This is a genomic window from Microvirga sp. VF16, assembly GCF_016864375.1.
Taxonomy (GTDB): Bacteria; Pseudomonadota; Alphaproteobacteria; order Rhizobiales; family Beijerinckiaceae; genus Microvirga.
Genome location: NZ_CP069354.1, coordinates 4,520,539 through 4,542,876 on the forward strand (window position 1 = coordinate 4,520,539; position 22,338 = coordinate 4,542,876).

20 protein-coding genes and 1 pseudogene are annotated in these 22,338 nt (G+C 62.2%); 10 read left to right on the forward strand and 11 right to left on the reverse strand.

Features of this window, described 5'->3' with window-relative positions; genetic code table 11:
• Positions 1-250: 250 nt before the first annotated feature.
• A complete protein-coding gene (locus JO965_RS21235; protein WP_203440979.1) occupies positions 251-1,930 on the forward strand; it encodes a M10 family metallopeptidase C-terminal domain-containing protein in 1,680 nt (559 codons plus the stop codon).
• Between the two features lie 109 nt (positions 1,931-2,039).
• A complete protein-coding gene (locus JO965_RS21240; protein WP_203440980.1) occupies positions 2,040-2,351 on the forward strand; it encodes a hypothetical protein in 312 nt (103 codons plus the stop codon).
• A 228-nt stretch (positions 2,352-2,579) separates the two neighbouring features.
• Here JO965_RS21240 and JO965_RS21245 read toward each other — a convergent pair whose 3' ends face one another.
• The 8 genes from JO965_RS21245 to JO965_RS21280 form a co-directional block, all read right to left on the reverse strand.
• Positions 2,580-3,869 carry an FAD-binding oxidoreductase gene (locus JO965_RS21245; RefSeq protein WP_203440981.1) on the reverse strand — a complete coding sequence of 430 codons (1,290 nt, stop codon included), beginning with the start codon at positions 3,867-3,869 and terminating at the stop codon, positions 2,580-2,582.
• A 9-nt stretch (positions 3,870-3,878) separates the two neighbouring features.
• Positions 3,879-4,376, reverse strand: a complete 498-nt coding sequence (locus tag JO965_RS21250; RefSeq protein WP_203440982.1) for a GAF domain-containing protein — start codon at positions 4,374-4,376, stop codon at positions 3,879-3,881.
• 41 nt (positions 4,377-4,417) lie between these two features.
• Positions 4,418-6,229 (reverse strand): ABC transporter ATP-binding protein, encoded by a 1,812-nt coding sequence (locus JO965_RS21255; protein WP_203440983.1) that lies wholly within the window; start codon positions 6,227-6,229, stop codon positions 4,418-4,420.
• A 301-nt stretch (positions 6,230-6,530) separates the two neighbouring features.
• Positions 6,531-7,073, reverse strand: a complete 543-nt coding sequence (locus tag JO965_RS21260; protein ID WP_203440984.1) for an MOSC domain-containing protein — start codon at positions 7,071-7,073, stop codon at positions 6,531-6,533.
• A 39-nt stretch (positions 7,074-7,112) separates the two neighbouring features.
• The gene (locus tag JO965_RS21265; RefSeq protein ID WP_203440985.1) at positions 7,113-7,562 is read right to left on the reverse strand and encodes a DUF488 family protein; all 450 of its coding nucleotides are present in this window, start codon (positions 7,560-7,562) and stop codon (positions 7,113-7,115) included.
• A gap of 9 nt (positions 7,563-7,571) precedes the next feature.
• Positions 7,572-8,147, reverse strand: a complete 576-nt coding sequence (locus JO965_RS21270; protein WP_203440986.1) for a cyclase dehydrase — start codon at positions 8,145-8,147, stop codon at positions 7,572-7,574.
• An 11-nt stretch (positions 8,148-8,158) separates the two neighbouring features.
• Positions 8,159-9,331 carry a zinc-dependent alcohol dehydrogenase gene (locus JO965_RS21275; protein ID WP_203440987.1) on the reverse strand — a complete coding sequence of 391 codons (1,173 nt, stop codon included), beginning with the start codon at positions 9,329-9,331 and terminating at the stop codon, positions 8,159-8,161.
• A gap of 113 nt (positions 9,332-9,444) precedes the next feature.
• The gene (locus JO965_RS21280) at positions 9,445-9,891 is read right to left on the reverse strand and encodes an NUDIX hydrolase (RefSeq protein WP_203440988.1); all 447 of its coding nucleotides are present in this window, start codon (positions 9,889-9,891) and stop codon (positions 9,445-9,447) included.
• 195 nt (positions 9,892-10,086) lie between these two features.
• Here JO965_RS21280 and JO965_RS21285 point away from each other — a divergent pair, with 195 nt between their 5' ends.
• From JO965_RS21285 to JO965_RS21300, 4 genes are all read left to right on the forward strand, one after another.
• Complete coding sequence (locus JO965_RS21285; RefSeq protein WP_203440989.1) at positions 10,087-10,881, forward strand: inositol monophosphatase family protein; 795 nt, start codon at positions 10,087-10,089, stop codon at positions 10,879-10,881.
• Between the two features lie 121 nt (positions 10,882-11,002).
• Positions 11,003-12,049, forward strand: a complete 1,047-nt coding sequence (locus JO965_RS21290) for an ABC transporter substrate-binding protein (protein ID WP_203440990.1) — start codon at positions 11,003-11,005, stop codon at positions 12,047-12,049.
• A 112-nt stretch (positions 12,050-12,161) separates the two neighbouring features.
• Positions 12,162-14,351, forward strand: a complete 2,190-nt coding sequence (locus tag JO965_RS21295) for an iron ABC transporter permease (RefSeq protein ID WP_203440991.1) — start codon at positions 12,162-12,164, stop codon at positions 14,349-14,351.
• 5 nt (positions 14,352-14,356) lie between these two features.
• A complete protein-coding gene (locus JO965_RS21300) occupies positions 14,357-15,463 on the forward strand; it encodes an ABC transporter ATP-binding protein (RefSeq protein ID WP_203444296.1) in 1,107 nt (368 codons plus the stop codon).
• Between the two features lie 5 nt (positions 15,464-15,468).
• Here the strand turns inward: JO965_RS21300 and JO965_RS21305 are convergent, their stop codons facing one another.
• Positions 15,469-16,236, reverse strand: a complete 768-nt coding sequence (locus tag JO965_RS21305; RefSeq protein ID WP_203440992.1) for an ion transporter — start codon at positions 16,234-16,236, stop codon at positions 15,469-15,471.
• A gap of 178 nt (positions 16,237-16,414) precedes the next feature.
• Here JO965_RS21305 and JO965_RS21310 point away from each other — a divergent pair, with 178 nt between their 5' ends.
• The gene (locus JO965_RS21310) at positions 16,415-17,074 is read left to right on the forward strand and encodes an HAD family phosphatase (RefSeq protein WP_203440993.1); all 660 of its coding nucleotides are present in this window, start codon (positions 16,415-16,417) and stop codon (positions 17,072-17,074) included.
• A gap of 1 nt (position 17,075) precedes the next feature.
• Here JO965_RS21310 and JO965_RS21315 read toward each other — a convergent pair whose 3' ends face one another.
• Positions 17,076-17,480 (reverse strand): helix-turn-helix domain-containing protein, encoded by a 405-nt coding sequence (locus tag JO965_RS21315; RefSeq protein ID WP_203440994.1) that lies wholly within the window; start codon positions 17,478-17,480, stop codon positions 17,076-17,078.
• Positions 17,481-17,583: 103 nt separating this feature from the next.
• Here JO965_RS21315 and JO965_RS21320 point away from each other — a divergent pair, with 103 nt between their 5' ends.
• The 3 genes and pseudogenes from JO965_RS21320 to JO965_RS21330 all read left to right on the forward strand — a co-directional run.
• Positions 17,584-18,180, forward strand: coding sequence for an NADPH-dependent FMN reductase (locus JO965_RS21320; protein WP_203440995.1), 597 nt, complete (start codon positions 17,584-17,586; stop codon positions 18,178-18,180).
• Between the two features lie 294 nt (positions 18,181-18,474).
• Positions 18,475-19,461: an IS481 family transposase gene (locus JO965_RS21325; protein WP_203444297.1), complete on the forward strand. Its 987-nt coding sequence runs from the start codon at positions 18,475-18,477 to the stop codon at positions 19,459-19,461.
• 62 nt (positions 19,462-19,523) lie between these two features.
• A pseudogene (locus tag JO965_RS21330) lies at positions 19,524-20,690 on the forward strand (IS701 family transposase); the annotation flags it as partial.
• Positions 20,691-21,131: 441 nt separating this feature from the next.
• On the opposite strand, the gene JO965_RS21335 reads toward JO965_RS21330, so the two are convergent.
• Entirely contained in the window at positions 21,132-22,163 is a 1,032-nt protein-coding gene (locus JO965_RS21335; RefSeq protein WP_203439776.1) for an IS110 family transposase, read from the reverse strand.
• Between the last annotated feature and the right edge of the window lie 175 nt (positions 22,164-22,338).

Below are 22,338 nucleotides of genomic sequence, written 5' to 3' on the forward strand. Positions count from 1 at the left end.
CGTTATGGGCTCTGAAGCGATAAAGTTCGCGCGAAATCAGCTGACGAAAACAATCTCGCTGGGGCCTCCATCTGACGGCATACCATGATCTATTGTAACGCTTTGCGTTGCAGCGTTGTCGAATGGCACGCTTAAGCTTTCCGGAAGAGATTTTTCTTATTTTCCGAAAACAAGGCTGCTTTCCATTTGCCGATCAGATCTCGCGCGAACCTTCGCCTTATCAGTTTCTGCTCTATTCGATTGAAGAACCATGCCTGCTGTCGAGACATATAGTTCAACGGGAAACGCTTACATCGATGCCATTCTCGGCAACATCAAATGGGTGCCGAGCAACCTGACCTACAGCTTTCCCACGACAGCCACCTCATACGGCTCGTCCTATGGAGATGGTGAGGCCGCGAAGGGGTTTGGCGCGTTCAATGGTGGGCAGCAATTCATTACGCGTTCGGCACTGAATCTTTACTCGGCCGTCAGCAATCTGACCTTCCAGGAGATGGACAGCGTGAGTGGCCCATCGGCCGATCTGCGTTTTGCGCAATCGGACCTGCCGAGCACCGCGTGGGCCTATTTCCCGACAACGGATGCAACGGGCGGCGACGTCTGGGTCAACCATTCCAGTCGCATCTATGCAAGCCCTGCGAAGGGCAATTACGCCTATCTCACCATCGTCCACGAGATCGGGCACGCCCTTGGCCTTGAGCATGCCCATGAAGGCGACATGCCGCTCGATCGCGACGGCATGGAATATACCGTGATGAGCTACCGCTCCTATGCGGGCGCTTCGACCGATATGGGCTATACCAACGAGACTTGGGGCTATGCCCAGTCTCTCATGATGTACGACATCGCCGCGGTCCAGCACATCTACGGCGCAAACTATGCGACCAATGCCGGCGACACGTTGTATTCGTGGAGCCCGTCGACGGGTGAGATGGTCGTGAATGGCGTCAGCCAGGGCGCTCCCGGCGGCAATCAGATCCTGCTGACCGTCTGGGATGGCGGCGGTTCCGATACCTACAGCTTCGCCAATTACACCACCGAGCTTTCCATCGATCTCCAGCCCGGAGCCTGGACGACCACGTCCCAGGAGCAACGTGCGAAGTTGCATTGGGATGGTTCGAAACTTGCGGCCGGCAACATCGCCAATGCTCTTCTCTATCAGGGCAACACGCTTTCCCTCATCGAGAATGCCTCTGGCGGCTCCGCAAGCGATGTCGTCAAGGGCAATATCGCCGGCAACGCGCTTCGCGGCAATGGCGGCAACGACAAGCTTTATGGCTTGAGCGACAACGACGTGCTGATCGGCGGAAGCGGCAAGGATCTGCTGAACGGCGGAACAGGCACCGACATTGCAAGCTACGTCACGGCGAAGGCCGCCGTGATCGCCGATCTGCAATCCTCGTCGAGCAACCGGGGCGACGCCTCGGGCGATAGCTATGCGAGCATCGAAGGTCTTGTCGGCAGCGCCTATGGCGACACACTCCGCGGGAACGGCGCCTCCAACACGATCAAGGGTGAAGGCGGCAAGGACACGCTCTACGGGCGCAGCGGCAACGATGTGATCGAAGGCGGCTCTGGCAGCGACAAGCTCTGTGGCCAAAGCGGGAAGGACACGCTCACCGGCGGCAGTGGAGCGGATGCTTTCATCTTCCAGGCTGTGAGCGACTCCCGCAGATCCGTCATCGATACGATCACGGATTTCCGTCGCGGCTCGGATCATATCGATTTGCGCAGCATCGATGCGAAGACCTCTGCGACAGGCAATCAGGCCTTCACTTTCATTGGCAAGAACGCTTTCCATGGCAAGTCCGGTGAGCTGCGCTTTGCCGACGGCATCGTGTCAGGTGACGTGAACGGCGATAAGTCAGCAGATTTCAAGATCAATGTCGCAGCGCTCTCCGCATTGTCGAAAAGCGACTTCTATTTGTGATCAGGTTTTTGTGATCGGCCGCCTCAGAGAGGCGGGTTGCCATCTGACAAGTGATGATGCGAGGAGGATTTCTTCATCCGCTGAACAGATTCGACCTTGGGAGCCGTGAATGAAAACACCCATCGCCGCCTGCCTCGCCCTGTTTGCCGGATTGGCCGCTCCGACTTTCGTTCTCGCGGCCGACAGCGAAAAGCCGCTACCCGAGACGGGTCTTGTCGCTCCCTTCCGCTCGACGGAGCGCACCTATTTTCGTGAGCATCGGCTGCGGGCCTATGAGCGGACCCGCGCGGGAATCCGCCAGGGCTCAACCTGCGTGACACCGAAAGGTGTGTGCTGGATCGCCGAACCGCGCTCCAGCGGCGGCGATTGCTCCTGCGAAAGCCGGCGCCTCGGAACGATCCACGGGACGATTGGTGGTTGACTGAAAATTATGTGTTAACCATCTGGACAGACGGCAAGCTTAGGCATTATCCACATCGCAAGACCTTCCGGCTTGAGAGGAAGCGCGATGGATCAAACGGGAAAACGCCACCCCGCCAATGATGCCCTGGCCTATCTCATGAATCTGATCGCCCTTGCGTTCAGCTTCAGCTGCCTTTGGATTGTGGCCTCCGCCGCGAAGATGTAATTCAGCATCGATTCCGCCTGTTCAGCGGGAGCGTAACTCCCTGGCCGCATCGGCGGCCTGATAGCTCCAATAGGTAAGCTGAACCGCGGCACGGCCGAAGATGCCGCCATTCCATGCCAGATCGAACGGCGCAAAAAGGCGATAGCGATCGCTCTCTCCGGTAATGCCCTCCGCGATCACCGTCCCGCCAATCGCCGTCGTGTTCATGCCGTGGCCGCCGAAGGCCGTGCAGTACCACACACCCGGCTTCCATTGACCGATCTGAGGCATCAGGTGCCGGGCATAGGACATGAGGCCGGACCAGGCGAGTTCGACCTTCAAACCGGACAGTTGCGGATAGGTCGTCACCATCTCGCGCCTGAGCAGGGTCGCGATATCGCCCGGATCAGTCGTGCGCGTGGTGATACGTCCGCCCCACAGGATCCGGTTTCCGTCATCGACGAGTCGATAATAATCTCCTGCCCGGCGATCATCGAGGATGGCGGCCCGCGTGCGGATGGCGCTCTGCACCAGATCCGGTGCCTGTTCCGTCAACAGGACGTAAGTGGCAATGGGCAGGAAGGCGCGCTTGAGCGCTGGCAGAACGCCGCCGGTATAGCCGCCCGTTGCGAACACCACATGCTCGGCCGAAATCTCGGCATGCTTCGTGCGGACGACCTTGCGCACGCCGTCGAGATCTGCAGAGACCACCGGCGAGTGCTCATGAATCGAAGCGCCCTGGCGTGTGGCTTCGCGGGTCAGCGCACGCCCGTAATTCAACGGGTGGAAGTGGAAGGCGCCTTCGTCCAGAACCGCCTCGTGATATTTCGGCGAGACGAAGAGTTCCCCCACCTCTTCGCGGGGCAGATACCGAAGCTGCAAACCGAACTCGCGCTGCTGGCGCTCGCGCGCAGCCTGCAGGGCTCCGCGCGAGTCGTACCGCAGCGCCTTCACAATACCGGGTACCGGATGCGCATCCTGAATCCCGAACTCGCCGATATTGCCGCGGACGATCTCCACCCCCTCCATGGAGAAGCGGAACAGCTCTCGCGCCTGATCGGGCCCGACACGGCGCTCGATGGCAGCGAGTCCTGTGGCATAACCTGCCGAGACGAAGCCGCCGTTACGGCCGGAGGCGCCCCAGGCCACGCGTTGGGCTTCGAGCAGCACGACCTTTCGCCCGCTGCGCACAAGCTTCAAAGCCGCCGTCAGTCCAGCTAATCCGCCGCCGACGATACAGACATCCGCCTCGATCCGTCCCGTCGCCTGCGGATAGGTTTCCGTCGTGTCAGCAGTCCGGCTGTAATAGGTGTCGATATAGGCGGGCTGCATATCTGAGGACTAAAGTGGGAACTCGGAAGCCTTGAGATAGATCTGCACCAGCTTCTCGCAGCCCTCGCGATCCTCCTCGTCGAACCGGTTCGGGTTGGGACTGTCGAGATCGAGCACGCCCAGCACCTTGCCGTCCTTGATGAGCGGCACGACGAGTTCGGAGCGGGAAGCACTGTCGCAGGCGATGTGGCCGGGGAAGGCATGGACGTCCGGCACCACGATGGATTCCTTGCGCTCCACCGCCGTGCCGCACACGCCGCGCCCGACCGCGATGCGCACGCAGGCGGTCTTGCCCTGGAAGGGACCGAGAACAAGGCCCTCGCCGCGCATGAAGTAGAACCCGGCCCAGTTCAGATCGGGCAGGAACTGATAGATCAGGGCCGACATGTTGGCGGCATTCGCAATCGCATCCGGCTCGCCTTCCAGAAGTCCGGAAAGCTGCTGGGCGAGCGAAGCATAAAAGTCCCGCTTGTTGTCGGAGATGGGGATGTCTTTGACTTCAAACATGGGATTTTCCTTAGGATTCTGAAGGGACCTTGTCCAGATCCCTATTCGGCAGCCATGTCGGACCGGGGCGCCTTGGCGAGATCCAGCCCCTGGTGGTCGCAGAGGCGGCGATAGAGGCCGCCCTTGCGATAGAGGGTCAGATGATCCCCCTCCTCCACCATCCGCCCCTTGTCGAAGACGAGGATGCGGTCGAGGGCGCGCACGGTCGAGAGGCGGTGCGCGATCACGATGGAGGTACGCCCCACCATGAGCCGCTCCATCGCCTGCTGGATCAGCACCTCGGACTCCGAATCGAGCGCGGAGGTCGCCTCGTCCAGGATCAGGATTGGCGCATCGGCCAGGAAGGCGCGCGCGATGGCAACCCTCTGACGCTCGCCGCCCGAAAGCTTCACGCCGCGCTCGCCCACGAGGGTGGAATAGCCCTTGGGCAGGCTCATGATGAAGTCGTGCGCATTGGCGAGCCGTGCCGCCCGCTCGATCTCCGCCATACCGGCACCGGGACGAGCATAGGCGATGTTCTCGGCCAGCGTGCGGTGGAACAGGATCGGCTCCTGCTGCACGATGGCGATCTGCGAACGCAAGGATGCCTGCTCGGCCTGAGCGATGTTCTGTCCGTCGATCAGGATCTGCCCGCCCGTCACGTCGTAGAGACGCTGGATCAGCTTGACGAGTGTCGTCTTGCCCGATCCCGAGGGCCCCACGAGGCCGACGCGCTCGCCCGCTCGGATCGTCAGGGACAGATCCCGGTAGAGCGGCGTGTCATGTCCGGCATAGTGGAACGTGACGCGGTCGAACGCGACCTCGCCGCGCGAGATGCGGATCGGCTTCGCATTGGGCCGGTCCGGCACGCCGACGCGCTCCCGGTGGATCTCGACGAGCTCCTCCATGTCGTTCACGGAGCGGCGCAGGTTATTGATGTGCATGCCGACATCGCGCAGGTAGCCGTGGATCACGAAATAGGTCGTGAGCACGTAAGCGAGATCGCCCGGTGTCGCACGGTCCTGCCACCACAGCCAGATCGCCGTACCGATGATGGCGGCGCGGATGCCGAGCAGCGCGATGAACTGCACCGTGCCGCTGTTGGTGCCGCGCTGCCAGACGCGGCGCGTGCGGCTCTGCCACTTGCCCAGCACCCATGTAAGGCGCTGGTCCTCGCGCATTTCCGCACCGAAGGCCTTGACGACGGGATTGCAGCTCAAGGCATCGGCGAGAGTGCCTCCGACCCGTGTATCCCACGCATTCGCCAGCCGCGCCGCAGGCGCGACATAGCGGGTCGCGAGAAAGCCTGTCATGACGATATAGGCGAGCGCGCTCAAGCCGATGACGACGCCCATCACCGGCCAGCGCAGACCGAGCACGATCATCGAGCCGGCAAGCACCGTGAGCGAGGGCAGCAGTGCGAGCAGGAGCGTGTCGTGCATCAGATCGAGCGCCCACATGCCGCGCGTGATCTTGCGCACGGTGGAGCCGGCGAAGGAATTCGCGTGCCAATCGGTCGAGAAACGCTGGACGCGCGCAAACGCATCCTGCGCCACACGTCCCATCACCCGCAGCGTCAGCTCCACGATGCCGTAGAACGCCAAGTGCCGCATGACGATCATCAGTAGACCGAGGCCGGTCATGAAAGCGAAGGCGACGAGGGCCGCATGCAATGCAGCATCGCGGTCGCTGACGCCCATGGCGATGGCATCGACGAGCCGTCCCGCGAAGACGGGCATGAACACGTCGGCGAGTGTCGAGACCATCATGGTGACGACGATCAGCACCACATAGCGCGGTTCCTCGCGCCAATGGCGGAAAGTGAATCTCAAAACGTCGCGGGTGGCGTCCCCGCTCTTCTTTTGCTGGTTCATGGCAGCGAACAGGCGGCGCCTGGAGCGCGCACCTCTCCCCGAATTTTTGAAGAGCGACAGCGGAGACGGCGGCTTACAGCGTCTGACGTCGCTCGAAAATCATGGATGATGGAAGCTTGGTAAGGGTTGCCGGGCCTTGGAGCCCCGCTTGGTCGGACCTAAAGTCCGAACGCGGGAGGAACGTTCAGCAAGCACACAAAAGCCATGCAGTCCTCCCTCTCTAGAAATTAAACCTAAGCGCAAAGTAGTGCAGTTCGTTCAACTTGGCAACTGCAGTTTTGTTTCATCGGCTTGAGAAATGTCAAACGACCTCGAGCGGTCGGTGCGGTTCGGATGGCGTTTCCACCCAAATGACATCACCCGCTTTCACCTCGCCACCTTCGAGAACGATGGCCATGACACCGGATTTGCGGATGAGATTACCATGATCGTCCTTGTCCAGAACCGCTTTCATCAGGCCCTTCTGGAAGCGGTCGATCTGAACGCAGGGATTACGCAGTCCCGTCACCTCGATCACGGCTTCTTCGCCGATCAGCAGACGTGAGCCGGCCGGAAGGGCGAGGAGATCAATGCCGCGCGTGGTGACGTTCTCGCCCATCTCGCCGGCCGATACGGCAAAGCCCTTCGCCCGCAGCTCGTCGTGCAACTCTGCATGGATCAGATGAACCTGCCGCAGGTTCGGCTGGCTCGGATCCTTCGCCACGCGGGAGCGATGCTTGACCGTCGTGCCGAGATGGGCATCGTCCTCGACCCCGAGGCCAGCGAGAAGGCGGATGGATTCGCGGTTGGGCTTGCTGAAGCTATGGCTGGGACTACTGCTCACCGCCGTGACGACTGCCTGCATCTCTTGCTCTGCCTTCCTGTGCCCCTCTCGCTTGTAGCGTCAGAGAACCGTCAGATCCACCGTCTCGAAGCCCCTCTCGGCGAGACGCTGGGCCAGAATACGCCGATGACAATTGGCCGGATCGCGCTCGAAACAGAGAAGGCAAATCGGCTGGGCTTGAGCGAGAGCCTCCAGTTCGCGAAAAGCCTCCTGAGCCGGTTCAGTGGCCAGAACCTCGTCGCAATAAATCCGGCGCATCAGGTCGCCGTCACCGGCCCGAGCCGCCTGACGTCCCTCCTTCGGCGTGCCGAGCTTGATGAAATGCTGATAGCCAATATCTTGGCTCGTCAGGGCATCACGGAGAGCCGATTTCGAGAAACCGCGCTTGCGCGAGAGCGCAACGGCGCGGACGTCCGCGAGGGTTGCGACTCCTGCGTCCTTCAACGTTGTGAGGAAGCGGTCCACATCCGCTCCCTCATATCCGATGGTAAAAACTGGCGGCTTTGTCATGCCGCGAAGTTACATGGATGGCCGAGGATGTCGAGGCGATTCTGGTTGCGTATAGGGCCGCAGCGCCTCGGGCGTGCGGAAGTCCCGCGGAACCTCGAAATCGCTGGCCGCACCATGACTTCGCTCGATACCGCGCGGGTAGCCGGTGCGGTCGGAATAATCCTGTAACGGCTCCAGCGGATGCGGGCTTTCGCGGCTCAAGGTCTGTGCACAATAGACATCGAGCGCCGTTACGCCGGCGACCGCCGCCATAGCGATGCCGACCTTGCCCTTCCGCGGGTTGTCGCCTTCGAGAGCCGTCGCCAGCGTTGCAAGGTCGAGCCCGTCACCGGCGACACGTCCCCAGATCCAGGGTGTCGGGTCTTTCGACGCCAGAATGCCGATTCCGGTTGCGATCTCGCGCACGCCATAGCCGGCGATCAGCCCCTCCTGCCCTTTCATGCCGAGCGCTCGTGCCATTGCGCGTGGCGCGGCAATCTCGGCAATCCCGAGAGCGATGGAAAACAGGCCGAGTCCGCGGGCCAAAGTGTCCGTTGCCGTGTCGGCCTGACCACGGCGGCGCGTTCTTTCGGTTTCGTAGCGCATGATCTCACCTGTCAGGGTTTGATGACGACCTTGATGCAGCCGTCCTGTTTGTCGCGGAAGACCTTGTACATGTCAGGCCCCTCATCGAGGGACACCGTATGCGTGATGACGAAGGACGGATCGATTTGACCTTCTTCGATGCGGCGCAGAAGATCGTCGCTCCAGCGGTTCACATGTGTCTGGCCCGTGCGGATGGTGAGCCCCTTGTTCATGATTGCCCCGAAGGGAATCTTGTCGAGCAAGCCACCGTAAACGCCGGGAATCGAGAGCGTCCCGGCCGGGCGGCAGACATAGGCCATCTCGCGCAGCACATGCGGACGATCCGTCTCCATCATCGTCGCCTGTTTCACCCGATCATACATGGAATCGATCGTCGCGGTCGCATGCGCTTCCATGCCGACGGCATCGATGCACTTCTCGGGCCCCTTGCCATTGGTGAGTTCGTTGAGGCGCTCGATCACGCTCTCTTCGTCGATGTTGATCGTGATGGCGCCGCCGGCCTCTGCCATGGCGAGCCGTTCGGGGATCCGGTCGATGGCGATGACCTGCTTCGCCCCGAGCAGAACGGCGCTGCGGATCGTCATCTGGCCCACGGGTCCGCAGCCCCAGATCGCCACCGTATCGGTCGGCTGGATGTCGCATTGCACGGCAGCCTGCCAGCCGGTGGGGAAGATGTCGCTGAGGAAGAGAAGTTTCTCGTCCGGTATGCCGTCCGGCACCTTGATATGGGTGGCATCGGCGAAAGGCACGCGCAGATACTCGGCCTGCCCGCCCGCGTAACCACCGGTCAGATGCGTGTAGCCGAACAGACCCGCCGTCGTGTGGCCGAACGCTTTGGCCGCGATATGACCGTTGCGGTTGGTGCGCTCGCAGACAGAGAAATTGCCGCGCTTGCACTGCTCGCACTCGCCGCAGATGATCGTGAACGGGATCACCACCCGGTCGCCGGCCTTCAGTTTGCTCTTGGACTCGGCACCAACCTCAACGACTTCGCCCATGGTCTCGTGCCCCATGATGTCGCCGGATTTCATGCCGGGCATGAAATGGTTGTAGAGGTGAAGATCGGAGCCGCAGATGGCACAGCTCGTCACCTTGATGATCGCGTCGCGCGGATGCTCGATCTGCGGATCGGGAACCGAGTCGCAACGAATATCGGTGGTGCCGTGCCAAACAAGCGCCTTCATCGAAGTCTCCTCACTGCATGGAAATGGTCAAGCTCCGCCGCTTGACCACATTCGTCAGGGGAAAGACTTCTTGGAGGGCCGCGTGTTCCCTGGGCTTCTGTAAATTCCGCCCGCTACCCCACCGATGCGAGGGGTTGCACATGCTCGGGCAGGCTCCGGATGAGATCGGCGAGCGCCGGTTCCAGAACCTGATGCGCCGCCTCTTCCACCTCGAACCACTGGGCTCTGCGTTGCCCCTTTTCACGCCAGGACTTGAGCTGCTTGGAGACTTCGAGCGGATAGACGTTGACGCGGCAGAGATCGAAATGCGTGGTCCGGCGCTTCCAGTAATCGTAAAAGCCGAGAGGCTTGTTCTCGATCTCGCCCTTCACGCCGGCCTCTTCTTCAGCCTCCTGAGCAGCTGCCTTGTGCGGTTTCTTGCCCTTCATCGGCCAGCCCTTCGGAATCAGCCAGCGCTTGGTCTCGCGCGACGTGACGAGAAGCACCTCGATCCTGCCGTCCTTGATTCGGAAAGGGAGTGCCGCAACCTGGCTGAGTTCTTCTTTTGGTGTCTGGGGCATTCGACGAGAGTAGAATTCCTAGTGAGATAGTTTGTAACGTAGATGATTTGAGCCGGCTAAGGAAGGATCAATTCGAAAAGATATGAGGACATCGTCAATCTCCGCCCTCATACGATTCTCCATCCTCTCAAAGCTTCATGACTGCCCCATAACAGTGCAAGCCTATCTTTTGATCCCGAAGGACGCTCCGCCACGATGACGACAGACAGCCTGGAGATGAGATTTGCCGCCGCCTGCGCCATCGCCCGGGAAGCGGGCGTATTGGCGCGCAAGCGCTTTCTGGAACGGCCGCGCTCGCAGCGGCCGGATTTCAAGGGGCCCCAGGACTTCCTGACCGCCACTGATGCGGAGGTGGAGGAGCTGATCCGGCGCCGTTTGAGCGAGCTGTTTCCCGACGATTCCTTCTTCGGCGAGGAAGGCGGCGGCTCCTTCGAGCGCGATGTCTGGGTGGTCGACCCCATCGACGGCACGGCGAATTTCGCCCGCGGCATCCCACACTTTGCCATCTCCATCGCCTTCGTGCGCGAGGGAACGGTCGAGATCGGCGTGATCTACAACGTGATGCAGGCCGAGCTCTACACCGGCCGGCGCCTTCGCGGCGCGCTCCTCAACGGCGAGGCGATCCGGGTCAGCGGCCTTGCCGACATGCGGCAGGCGACCGTGGAGGCCGGCTGGTCGTCACGCCTGCCGCCGGAGCCCTACATCGCCGCTGTCGACAAGCTGAAGAAGAGTGGCGCCAATGTGCGCCGCGCCGGCTCGGGCACGCTCGGCCTCGCTTACGTTGCGGACGGTCGCATCGATGCCTATTGCGAGCTCCACATCAATTCCTGGGATGTCCTGGCCGGGCTTCTGATCATCGAGGAAGCCGGAGGCTGGACCAACAATTTCCTGGCCAAGGACGGACTCAGGAAGGGCAATCCGGTTCTCGCCTGTACGCCAGAGCTGGCCGATGTGCTGATGGCCGCAACCGGCATCTCGCAAGAGCCTTGAGTCCGGCATCTTATTCTAAAGATTCAGATTTGAATGGCCGGCTAGGCTCTTGACCCGCTGCCCCAATGGAGAGAGCTTAGCCGACCAATCAATAACAAAAACAATACCATGGGAGGATAAAATGAGCGTGAAGAAGAATTTCGTTGCAGCAACCATGCTGGCGGGCACCATGACGGCCCTGTCCTTCATGTCCGCAGGCACGGCCCAGGCGCAGGGCGCACTGGTCATGTATTGCGGTGTCCAGGAGGAATGGTGCCGTGCCATGACGACCGCCTTTGAGCGCGAGACGGGCATCAAGGTTTCCATGACCCGCAAGAGCTCGGGTGAGATCTATGCCCAGGTCAAGGCCGAGGCTGCCAATCCCCGCGCCGACGTCTGGTGGGGTGGTACAGGCGACCCGCACATGCAGGCGGCAGAGGAAGGGCTGACCGAAGAGTACAAGTCGCCGAAGATGGGTGACTTGCAGGATTGGGCCGTGCGCCAGTGGGAGCAATCCAAGAACCGCACCGTCGGCATCTATTCCGGCGCACTCGGCTTTGGCTACAACACCGAACTCGCGCAATCGAACAAGATCGGCGAGCCGAAATGCTGGGCGGATCTGCTGAAGCCCGAGCTGAAGGATGAAGTGCAGGTCGCAGATCCAAACTCCTCCGGCACCGCCTATACGCTTCTCGCCACCATCGTGCAGATCATGGGCGAGGACAAAGGCTTCGAGTACCTCAAGGCCCTGCACAAGAACGTCAATCAATACACGAAGTCGGGTGCTGCCCCCGCCAAGGCCATGGCCCTCGGCGAGACCACCGCCGGCATTGCCTTCATGCACGACATCGTGACGATGGTCGTCGACAAGGCGCCGGTGAAGGTGGTCGCTCCCTGCGAAGGCACGGGCTACGAGATCGGCTCCATGTCGATCATCAAGGGAGCCAAGAACCTCGACAACGCCAAGAAATTCTACGATTGGGCGCTCACCGCCGATGCGCAGAAGCTCGGCGCGGAAGCCAAGTCGTATCAGGTACCGTCCAATAAGAACACGCCGGTTCCCCCCCAGGCGCCGAAGCTCACCGACATCAAGCTGATCAATTTCGACTTCGCGAAATACGGTTCCTCGGCCGAGCGCAAGCGCCTCCTGTCCAAGTGGGACAACGAGGTGAAGAACCTGCCGAAATAGTCGGACATAAAGCATGCCTTGGCGAAGAGATGTTTCACTTCGCCAAGGCATCCCCATACCCTGATCACAGTGAAGACCGAGCTTCGCATCGGTCTTGAGGCGAGAACAGAAGATGTCACGGGCAACCCTTGGCTGGATCGTTCTGAGCTGGGTCGGCTTTGCCCTCCTGCCCTGGTACGGCTTCGACCGGACTGCCGTTCCCACCCTCGCCGATTATTTCGTCAGCGGATCGGCTCTGGTCCACGGGTTCAAAGGCGCGTGGTGGCTCCTGCCGATCCTGGCCCCCCTGGGCATGGCGTTGGCTCCGGTGTTTCGCCCTGCGGCGCAAGCCAACGGCAACTGGCTCATCGCATCGGGTCTTCTCGGCCTCGCTCTCGTCGTTCTCCAAGGCTTCTCCATTGGCCTGAACGGTTGGACCCTCGACATCCTGAAAGGTCTTTTCGGCGAGCCCGGTCCCAGTCAGGCCGGCATGGGCTATGGCGCAGCCCTGACCGCAACCGCCTTCCTCATCATCCTGTGCCACGGCCTTGCGGCCCATGGCTGGTGTCGCGGCGATGCCTTCGTCACCTCGTCCATTGGCGTCGTCATCGCCCTCATCACTGTCTTCGTCTTCTTCCCGGTCACCACGATCCTGGCGAGTGCCTTTGCCGACAACAGCGGCAACTTCGCCCCGTACGAATTTTTCATGAAGTTCCTGGACCGTTCGATCTGGGGGCTGGATTGCCTGTCGAGCGATCTGCGCTGCGGCGTTGCGTGGAACACGCTCTTCCTCGGGCTGCTCGTGGGCGTCGGCACCACGGCTCTGGGCTTGGCCTTCGCATTGATCGCGACGCGCACGAGCTTCCGCTACAAGAAGCTCCTGCGCGTGATGAGCGTTCTGCCTATCATCACACCGCCCTTCGTGATCGGCCTCGCCCTCATTCTGCTCTTCGGCCGCTCGGGCGCGCTCTCCGCGGTGCTGTGGGAATGGTTCGGCGTGCCGCGCTCGCGCTGGATTTACGGCCTTCCCGGCGTATTCATCGCACAGCTTCTCGCCTTCACGCCGATTGCCTTCCTCGTCCTGATCGGCGTCGTGCAGGGCATCAGCCCGACGCTCGAGGAGGCTTCACAGACCCTGCGCGCCAAGAGCTGGACGACCTTCTGGACGGTGACGCTGCCGCTCATGCGTCCAGGTCTCGCCAACGCCTTCCTCCTCGGCTTCGTCGAGAGCCTCGCCGATTTCGGCAATCCGCTGGTGCTGGGCGGAAACTACGAGGTTCTTTCCACAAAAATCTTCTTCGCCGTCGTGGGCGCGCAGCAGGATCAGGGCCGCGCAGCCGTGCTCTCCATCATCCTGCTGGCCTTCACGCTCGGAGCCTTCTGGCTGCAGCATGCCTGGCTCGGCAAGAGGGTCTACACCACAGTGACCGGCAAGGGCGACGCCGGCATTCCGCTGCCGCTGCCGCGACGGGTGGCACTGGCCTCCTATCTCACGGCGCTGCCCTGGGCGCTCTTCACCGTCGCCATCTACGCGATCATCGTGGTCGGAGCCTTCGTCCGTTCCATGGGCCGCGATTACACGCCGACCTTCGAGCACTTCCTCACGGCCTTCCGCATCGAGCGGTCCGGCTCGGGCTTCTATTTCTCCGGCTCGGCCTGGGATTCGTTCTTCGCGACGGTGAAAGTAGCCGCGCTCTCGGCGCCGCTGACGGCCGCCATCGGTCTCCTGACCGCGTATCTGCTCACCCGCCAGCGCTTCTCTGGCCAGCGCGCCTTCGAGTTCGGCACGCTCCTGAGTTTCGCCATTCCCGGCACCGTCGTCGGCGTGTCCTACATCCTCGCCTTCAACGTGCCGCCGATCGAGATTACCGGAACCGGCTTCATCCTCGTGATGTGCTTCGTCTTCCGCAACATGCCAGTGGGCGTGCGCTCCGGCATCGCCACCTTGAGCCAGATCGACAAGAGCCTCGATGAAGCCTCCTTGACGCTGGGCGCCCGCTCCTCGACCACTATGCGCCGCGTGGTGCTGCCGCTGCTGCGGCCGGCCATCGTCGCCTCGCTCGTCTATTCCTTCGTGCGCGCCATGACGGCCGTAAGCGCCGTGATCTTCCTCGTCACAGCCGAATACAATATGGCGACAACCTACATCGTCGGCCGCGTCGAGGCGGGCGAATTCGGCCTCGCAATTGCCTATTCCACCGTGCTCATTCTCGTCATGCTGCTCGCCATCGTGGCGATCCAGCTGGCCGTCGGCGAACGGCGCCTCGGGCGCCGCAGCGCGAGCACCTCTCCCTCTCCCGTTGCCGTCCAGGCCGTCCCATGAACAAGATGTCCTCCATCAACCCCCTGTCCCGCCTGATAGCCTCCAAGAAGGAGGCGGCATCGGTGGAATTCCGCAATGTGACGAAGCGCTATGGCAACGTCACTGCGGTGGACGATGTGTCCTTCACCATCGAGCCGGGTCAGCTCGTGACCCTGCTCGGGCCCTCGGGCTGCGGCAAGACCACGACTTTGCGCATGATCGCAGGGCTTGAGATGGCGAGTGAAGGCCAGATCCTGATCGGCGGGCGCGACGTGACGAACCTCTCCGCAGCGGATCGCGACGTGAGCATGGTGTTCCAGTCCTATGCGCTCTTCCCGCATATGTCGGTGCTGGAGAACGTGGCCTATGGTCCATCCGTGCAGGGCGTGTCGAAGAAGGACGCGTACGAGATGGCCATGGAGAAGCTCTCTCTCATCGGCCTCCAGGGCCTGGAGAAGCGCGCTCCGTCCGAACTCTCCGGCGGCCAGCAGCAGCGCGTGGCGGTGGCCCGTGCGCTCGTGCTGGAGCCGCAGGTCCTACTCTTCGACGAGCCGCTCTCCAACCTCGACGCCAAGCTGCGCCGCCGGGTGCGCGAGGATATCCGCGAGCTGCAGCAGAGCCTCAACCTCACTGTCGCCTATGTCACGCACGACCAGGAGGAAGCGCTCGCCGTCTCCGACCACATCATCGTCATGTCCAATGCTCGCATCGCCCAGACCGGCGCGCCGCGCGAGCTTTACGAGGAGCCGGCGAACCTGTTCGTCGCCGACTTCATCGGCGACGCCAACATCGTCTCCGGCGATCTCGTGAGTATCGCCGGATCGACGGCGCAGGTGAATGTCGGCAATGTAGGCCTCCAGCTTCCACACAGGAATGCGAGCCAGGGTGCTGTCAAACTCGCCGTTCGGCCGGATGCCATTTTGATTGACGAGTCGGCGGCCGCCTCCGGCGCGCTCGTCGGCACAGTGCGGAAGGCGTCCTATCTCGGTACGCAGGTGGAATACGAGGTGGAAAGCGCCATCGGGAACCTGTTCGTGGTTCAGTACGGCCGCAAGGAACCGATTGCTCCGGGCACGCCCGTATCGATCTCATTCGTGATGCAGCGCGGCGTCGCCATCGTCCCGAACGCATAAGGCCATCAGATCGCTCCCTCGTCCGGAATATTGAGGGTCGTGCCGCAGGCCTTGCAATGAACCGCGTCTCTGTCATGCCGCTGCAGGCCGCAGACGGGACAGGGAAAGCGCACCTTGTCGGGACGGAGAAGCACCTGCACGAGCCGCAGGAAGAGCGTGACGCCGAAGATCATGATGATGACGGAAATCAGATGTCCCAGCGTCCTCGTCAGCGTAATGTCGCCGAATCCCGTGGTGGTGAGAGCCGCGATGGTGAAGTACAGCGCGTCGATATAATTGCCGATCTTCGTGTTCGTCCAACGCTGCGTCTCGTAGACAAAGCCCGTCATGATGAAGATGAAGACGGCGAGATTCACCGATGCGATGATCAGGTCCTCGTAGCGCCTGAAGAACGGAAAATCGACCCTGAGCCGCGCGGTCAGCTGATAGGTCCGCAGGAGGCGCAAGGTCCGCAGGATGCGCAGGAATCCAAGTCCTTCCCCGATCCACAAGGCCAGAAAGGATACGATCGCAACGATGTCTGCCCAGGTCGTCGGACGCAGCAGATCCTTCAATGGCGTCCGGCTGATGGCGAGGCGGGCCAAGAAATCAGCCAGAACGGTCAGGCCGATGATCATGTCCATCCACTCGAAGGCCGGGGATCGCGGCAGGAAGGAGGTGACGACGATGAAAAGGATCGTCGTCACGTCGAAGACCAGGAGCGCATAGCGAAACTGGTGCGCCTCCTGCGTGTCCCCCTCGTAAAGAAGCCTCAGCTTATCGGTCACCCGCATCGGAAGATCTCATCGATTGAGCGGGAAAGGATACGAACCATCGGTGGGATCACGCTTTATACGGTTTATCAGGTCTCCGATTATCTATAGAGCAGGGTTGCAATTCCAACGGGGTGCCTTCCGAGGCGAAGCGAGCTATCCCTCGCCCCGAGGCCCGACATTGTTGAGAGACGTCCCGATGCTCAAAGCTCTGATCTTCGATATGGATGGAACATTGGTGCACAGCGATCCTGTCCACCTTGAGGCTTTTGCCGAGGTCCTCAAGGATGAGGGCGTGGCGATCGACGAGGAGATCTACCGCTCGAAGATCATCGGGCGAACCAACGAGGCCATCTTCGCCTCGCTCCTGCCGCATCTGCCAGTCGACCGGCACGAAGCCTATGCCGACGAGAAGGAGGCCACCTTCCGCCGCATGGCTACACAGCTGAAGCCGCTGGAGGGGCTGCTGGATCTCCTCGATTGGGCCGAGGGCAGCGGCATCAAGATCGCGCTCGTCACCAACGCGCCGCGCCTCAACGCGGACCACATGCTGGAAGTGCTCGGGCTGGCAGGGCGGTTCAAGGTCGAGATTACCATCGAAGAGGTCGAGCGCGGCAAGCCCGATCCCCTGCCCTATCTGACTGCGCTGGAGCGACTGGGAATCAAGGCGGAAGAGGCCATCGCCTTTGAGGATTCACCCTCCGGCATGAGGGCCGCCAAGGCTGCCGGCCTATTCTCCTTCGGCGTCCTGACGGGACTCACGGCGGACGAGATGCGGGATGTCGGCGCCGATGGCGCCGTCATGACCTTCCGGGACCCCGCGCTCTGGGAGATCCTGGAGCACCGGACCGGTCGCTAAATCAGGCAGCGTCGAATTTCTGCGAAACGTCGCCGTCAGCATCACCGCCCTGGTCGAAGCGTTGCCGGGCTGCCAGAATCTCGTCGCGGTTGGCGATCGCCCATTCGCCGAGGCCGCGTACAGTCCTGAGCAGGGAGCAACCCAGCCCTGTGAGCTGGTAATCGACCCGCGGCGGAATGGTCGGATAGACGGTACGGGTCACGAGCCCGTCGCGCTCCAATCCGCGCAGCGTCAGAGTCAGCATGCGCTGCGAGATCCCCGTTACCGAGCGGCGTAACTCATTGAATCTCTTAGGTCCTTCGCCCATCTGGACCACGACCTGAATGCTCCACTTGTCGCCGACGCGCGACAGGATTTCGGTCACCGTCCGGCAATGGTCAGGCACATGGATGTGACTGGGTGACATGAAAGTGCCTCCTTGCGAAGCAGCCGATAAGTTACTTAATGAGCGTCGGTTACAAAACGGAACTTACGGGTTCCACTCACCGATTGCAAATCAAGGACGTCCCATGAAGCCCAAGCTTCACATCATCATCGGCAGCACCCGTCCCGGCCGGATTGGCCCCAGCATCGCTGAATGGTTCAGCAAATATACGGCCGAGCATGGCAAGTTCGAGCCGGTCCTGGTCGACCTGGCGGAGTTCAACCTGCCGGTCTTCGACGAGCCCGAGCACCCGATGAAGCAGAACTATCGCCATGCCCACACCAGGGCCTGGGCCGAGAGCGTGGCTGCCGCCGACGCCTTCGTGTTCGTGACGCCTGAATATAACTACGCCCCGCCCCCGGCGCTCGTGAACGCGCTCAACTTCCTCTCGCGGGAATGGAACTACACTCCGGCCGGCTTCGTGAGCTATGGCGGCATCTCGGGCGGCCTGCGCTCCGTTCAGGTGGCGAAGCAGATCGTCACGACCTTGAAGATGATGCCGATCCCGGAAGGTGTTCCCATGCCGATGGTGTTCCAGAACCTGGACGAGAACGGCAATCTCAACGCTCCCGACATCTACAAGACCTCGGCGGCCACGATGCTCGACGAACTCTTCCGCTGGACGGAGGCTCTCAAGTCGCTGCGGGCCGAGCGCAAGACGCCTTTGAAGGCTGCCGCCTAAACTCTCAACGCAAAAGGCACCGCTGATATCCGCAGCGGTGCCTTTGTCATTGATCGAGCGGTGTTCTTTTAGCGCATCGTGCGGAAAAGTGGACCCGGTTTTCCGCGTCGAACGATGCGCTCTTCAAAGAGTGGAGCATCGGATTGAATCCCAAAAGTGGGTCCACTTTTGGGTCCGATGCTCTAGCTGTCTGGTGGCGGAACGTTGTTGGGACCAAGTGCGTTGCGCGATTGAGGAGTATGCTTGGCGCTTTGACGGCCTGCGGCGCCGAGCTCCTCATCGCAGGAGGACATGATGCACTCCCTTCATCCGCAAGCCCGCACCACTCCAGCCGTCCGCCAGGAGATTGCCCGCTCATCCGAGCCGACGGGCGTGCTGGCCCAGCGCTTCAGTGTGAGCACCGAGACGGTCCGCAAATGGCGCAAGCGCGGCCCCAAAGACTGTCAGGACCACAGCAGCCGGCCGCACAAGCTGCCCTGGAGGGCCACCGAGGAGGAACGCGCCATCGTCTGCGCCCTGCGCCAGGCCACCGGCTTTCCGCTCGACGATCTGACCTTCGTGGTCACGCATTTCCTGCCGCATCTCAACCGTGATGCGGTCTACCGCATCCTCAAGGCTGAAGGCTTAGGCCGCCTGCCACCGGCGCAGCAGCGCCAGCGCCGGAGCGGCACCTTCAAGGACTACGATCTCGGCTTCGTGCACATGGACATCAAACACCTGCCCAAGCTGAGAACCGCCAATGGCGAGAGCCGCAAACGCTTCCTCTATGTCGCCATCGACCGCTGCTCGCGCTGGGTGCACCTGGCCGTCAAAGACGACGAGCTGGCCATAAGCGCGATTGCCTTCCTCAAAGAAGCGATCCGCGCGTTTCCCTTCAAGGTCACCCACGTGCTCACCGACCGTGGCTCGTGCTTTACCGCTGATGGCTTCGAGGACGCCTGCCACCAGTTGAAGGTGGAGCATCGCAGGACCAAGCCGTATACGCCGCAGACGAATGGTCTCGCCGAGCGCTTCAATGGACGGGTGCAGCGTGAAGTGCTCGGCATCACGATCTACAGCCATGGGGATCTGGAGACGCTGCTCAAGGGCTTCAACCAAGCCTACAACAGAAGACGCCAGCGCGTGCTCAAGGGGCGATCACCGGACGAGGTCGTGCGAAGCCGCTTGGTCGCTGAGCCGAAGCTGGCCAATCGGCGCGCGAAGCCACCCGATCCACACGCTTTGCCTCAAGCCCTCCAGGTCGTCGCTCACGCCAAGGAGGTCTCGCATCCAGACATCTAGCACTACAGTTGCACCCGTCGGTTTTGCGCTAATTACCTCCTGATCTGACACAGGAGGCTGCCATGACCGGTGTGGCCGTCGAGCAGATGCTCGAACTCTGGTGCGTGGAGTTGCGTCAGGTCAAAGCTCACCTCAAATCGCTGTTTGCCCATCCCAGCATCGCCGCCTCGGCCGCCGCCTTCCTCGACGGGCTGCTGGGGCCGGAGCGGCGCAAGACCGGCTGGATGCGCGCGGAAGCCGCCGGCGATTCGGGCCCTTGGCGCCAGCAGGCGGTGCTCGGCCGCAGCCACTGGGACGCCGATGCGCTGCGGGATATGGTGCGCGACTATGCGCTCGAGACGCTCGCCTCACCCGGGGCGGTGCTGGTGATCGACGAGACCGGCTTTCTCAAGCAAGGCCAGCGCTCGTGCGGGGTAGGCCGACAATACACCGGATCGGCGGGCAAGATCACCAGTTGCCAGATCGGCGTGTTTGCCACCTACGTGTCGGAGAAGGGCTGCGCCTTCATCGATCGCCAGCTCTATCTGCCCAAGGACTGGACCAACACGCCCGAGCGCCGCACGGCGGCTCAGGTGCCGGATGCCATTCGCTTTGTCACCAAACCCGAGATCGCCGCCGAGATGATCGAGCGCGCGATCGCGGCTGACGTGCCGTTCGACTGGGCGGCGACGGACTCCATCTACGGCGTGGGCTCCATCGAGATGCTGTTGCGCCGGGCCGGCAAGGGCTATGTGCTCGGCGCTCATGCGACCGATCAGTTCAACTCCTGGGGCGACAAACCTGAGGTGGCCGGCATGGCCGAGCAGATCGCAAAGGCTCTTGCTCCCGGGACTTGGCGACGCCTGTCGGCGGGAGACGGCACCAAGGGAGCGCGCCTGTACGAATGGGCTTATCTAGAGTTGGCGGATCTCGAGGCGGATGAGTACAACGAAGACCTCACCGGCCTGTGGACGCGCGGCCTGCTGATCCGACGCAGCATCGCTGATGGGGATCTGGCGTTCTTCTCGACCTGGTGCCCGGCCGGCACGTCGATCGAAGAGTTGGTGCGGGTCGAGGGCCAGCGCTGGGCGATCGAAGATGCGTTCGAGACCGCCAAAACGGAGCTGGGGCTGACGCACAACGAAACCCGCTCGTGGCATGGCTGGCACCGGCATGTCTCGCTGGTGATGCTGGCCTTTGCCATGATGGCGGTGGTGCGCGAGCGCGCCAACACTCTCACGTCACCCCAAAAAAGAAACGACGAAGCCCGGCTCCAGCGCTGGTGCGATGGTCTGTCCAGGAAATCCGCCGTGTGGCCACCCGCCTCCAGCAGCGTCGGATCGAGCCTGCCTTCGTGATCGCCTGGTCCGCGTGGCGACGCGCGCATCAGGCGATGGCGCAAACCTCACATCGCAAACGCAAGGTGCAACTGTAGTGCTTCTGTAATGGGCCGTTGGGTGTCAAGCCCCTGAGTGACTGTCCTGTCGCCGAAGTCTTGCTTCTGTTCGGGGTCGACGCGAGGCCGCCCCACCATGCCATCAGAGAGGATGCGGTCAGCCCATCTAAGGCGCGTGTTCCACCTCGATGAGATGCTCACGGCACTACTTACGGCTTGACCGCCTCCATCGTCCCGGCGACGGGACCTCAGGAGAACGGGACGATCGCCGCCCCGTTCCGAACGCTTGTTTCTCCTATGCGGCAACGCCCTCCCGGTTCCAGCGGAAGGTGGTGCCGTCGATCCAGATGCGATGCAAAATGACCGCAAGCTTCCGGGCCAGCGCCACCTTGGCCCGCCGCATGCCGCGCCGCTTGGCCACCTCCAGCGCCCAGCGCTTGAGCGCAGAGAAGCGCACCGCGCGGGTGAGCAGGATATGGGCTCCTTCATAGAGCGCCGTGCGCACCATCGGATCGCCCACCCGGCTCACGGCTCCCGTGATATCCGTCTCGCCCGACTGATACTTCTTCGGGGTCAGGCCAAAATGCGCGCCCACCGCCCGCGAGCGCGAGAACCGCTCAGGATGATCGACTGCGGACGTGAAGGTGACCGCGATCAGCGCGCCAACGCCTGGCACGCTCATCAGCCGCCGGCAGACCTCGTTCTTCCGGGCGATCGCCAGCATGGCCCGATGCAATCGGGCAAACTCCATTTGCAGCGCGTCCCGGGCGCGCAGCATGGCTTCGGCAATCTTCTCCAGCATTTCATGACCGGCCGTGAGGGTGCGCACCCGGGCGGCAAACTGGCCCTTGCTGATCTCGCCGACCTTCAGGCCGAAGCCGCGCAACAGCCCACGCAGGCTGAGCTCGACATCACGCATCTTGGCCTGCAGCTGCTTGCGGGCCATGAGCAGCGCCCGCACTTCTTGCGCCGGCGGCGACTTGCAGTGGACGGGGCGGAACCAGCCCATGCGCAGCAGTTGGGCGATGCCGCGCGCATCGCGCCGGTCGGTCTTGACGATCATGGCCGAGAGCGCCGCCTTGACATGCCGCGTCTCCAGCAGCACGACTTCGAACCCAGCCTGCACAAGGCCGGCATGCAGCCACTGCGAAAGTGGCCCGGCCTCCAGGCCGACGCGGGTGAGCGGTAGGCTCAGGCTGGCGAGAAAGGCCGCAAGCGCCTCCGGCTCGCTGGCGACCTTCGCCTCGCGGACAATCTGTCCGGAGCCATCGAGGATGCAGACGCTGCTCAGTTCCAAAGACACGTCGATTCCGGCATAGTAGTCCATGGCTGTCCCTCATGATGCTTGGGGCCGATCCGCTCGGACCCCGTTCCAACACACATCACTCTGAGGGACAGCCACCCCGCTCCGCTACTGCGTGAGCGGCAGGCCCATTACGGCATCTAGCATTACAGTTGCGCCCTCCGCTTGCGATGTGAGGTTTGTGCCATCGCCTGATGCG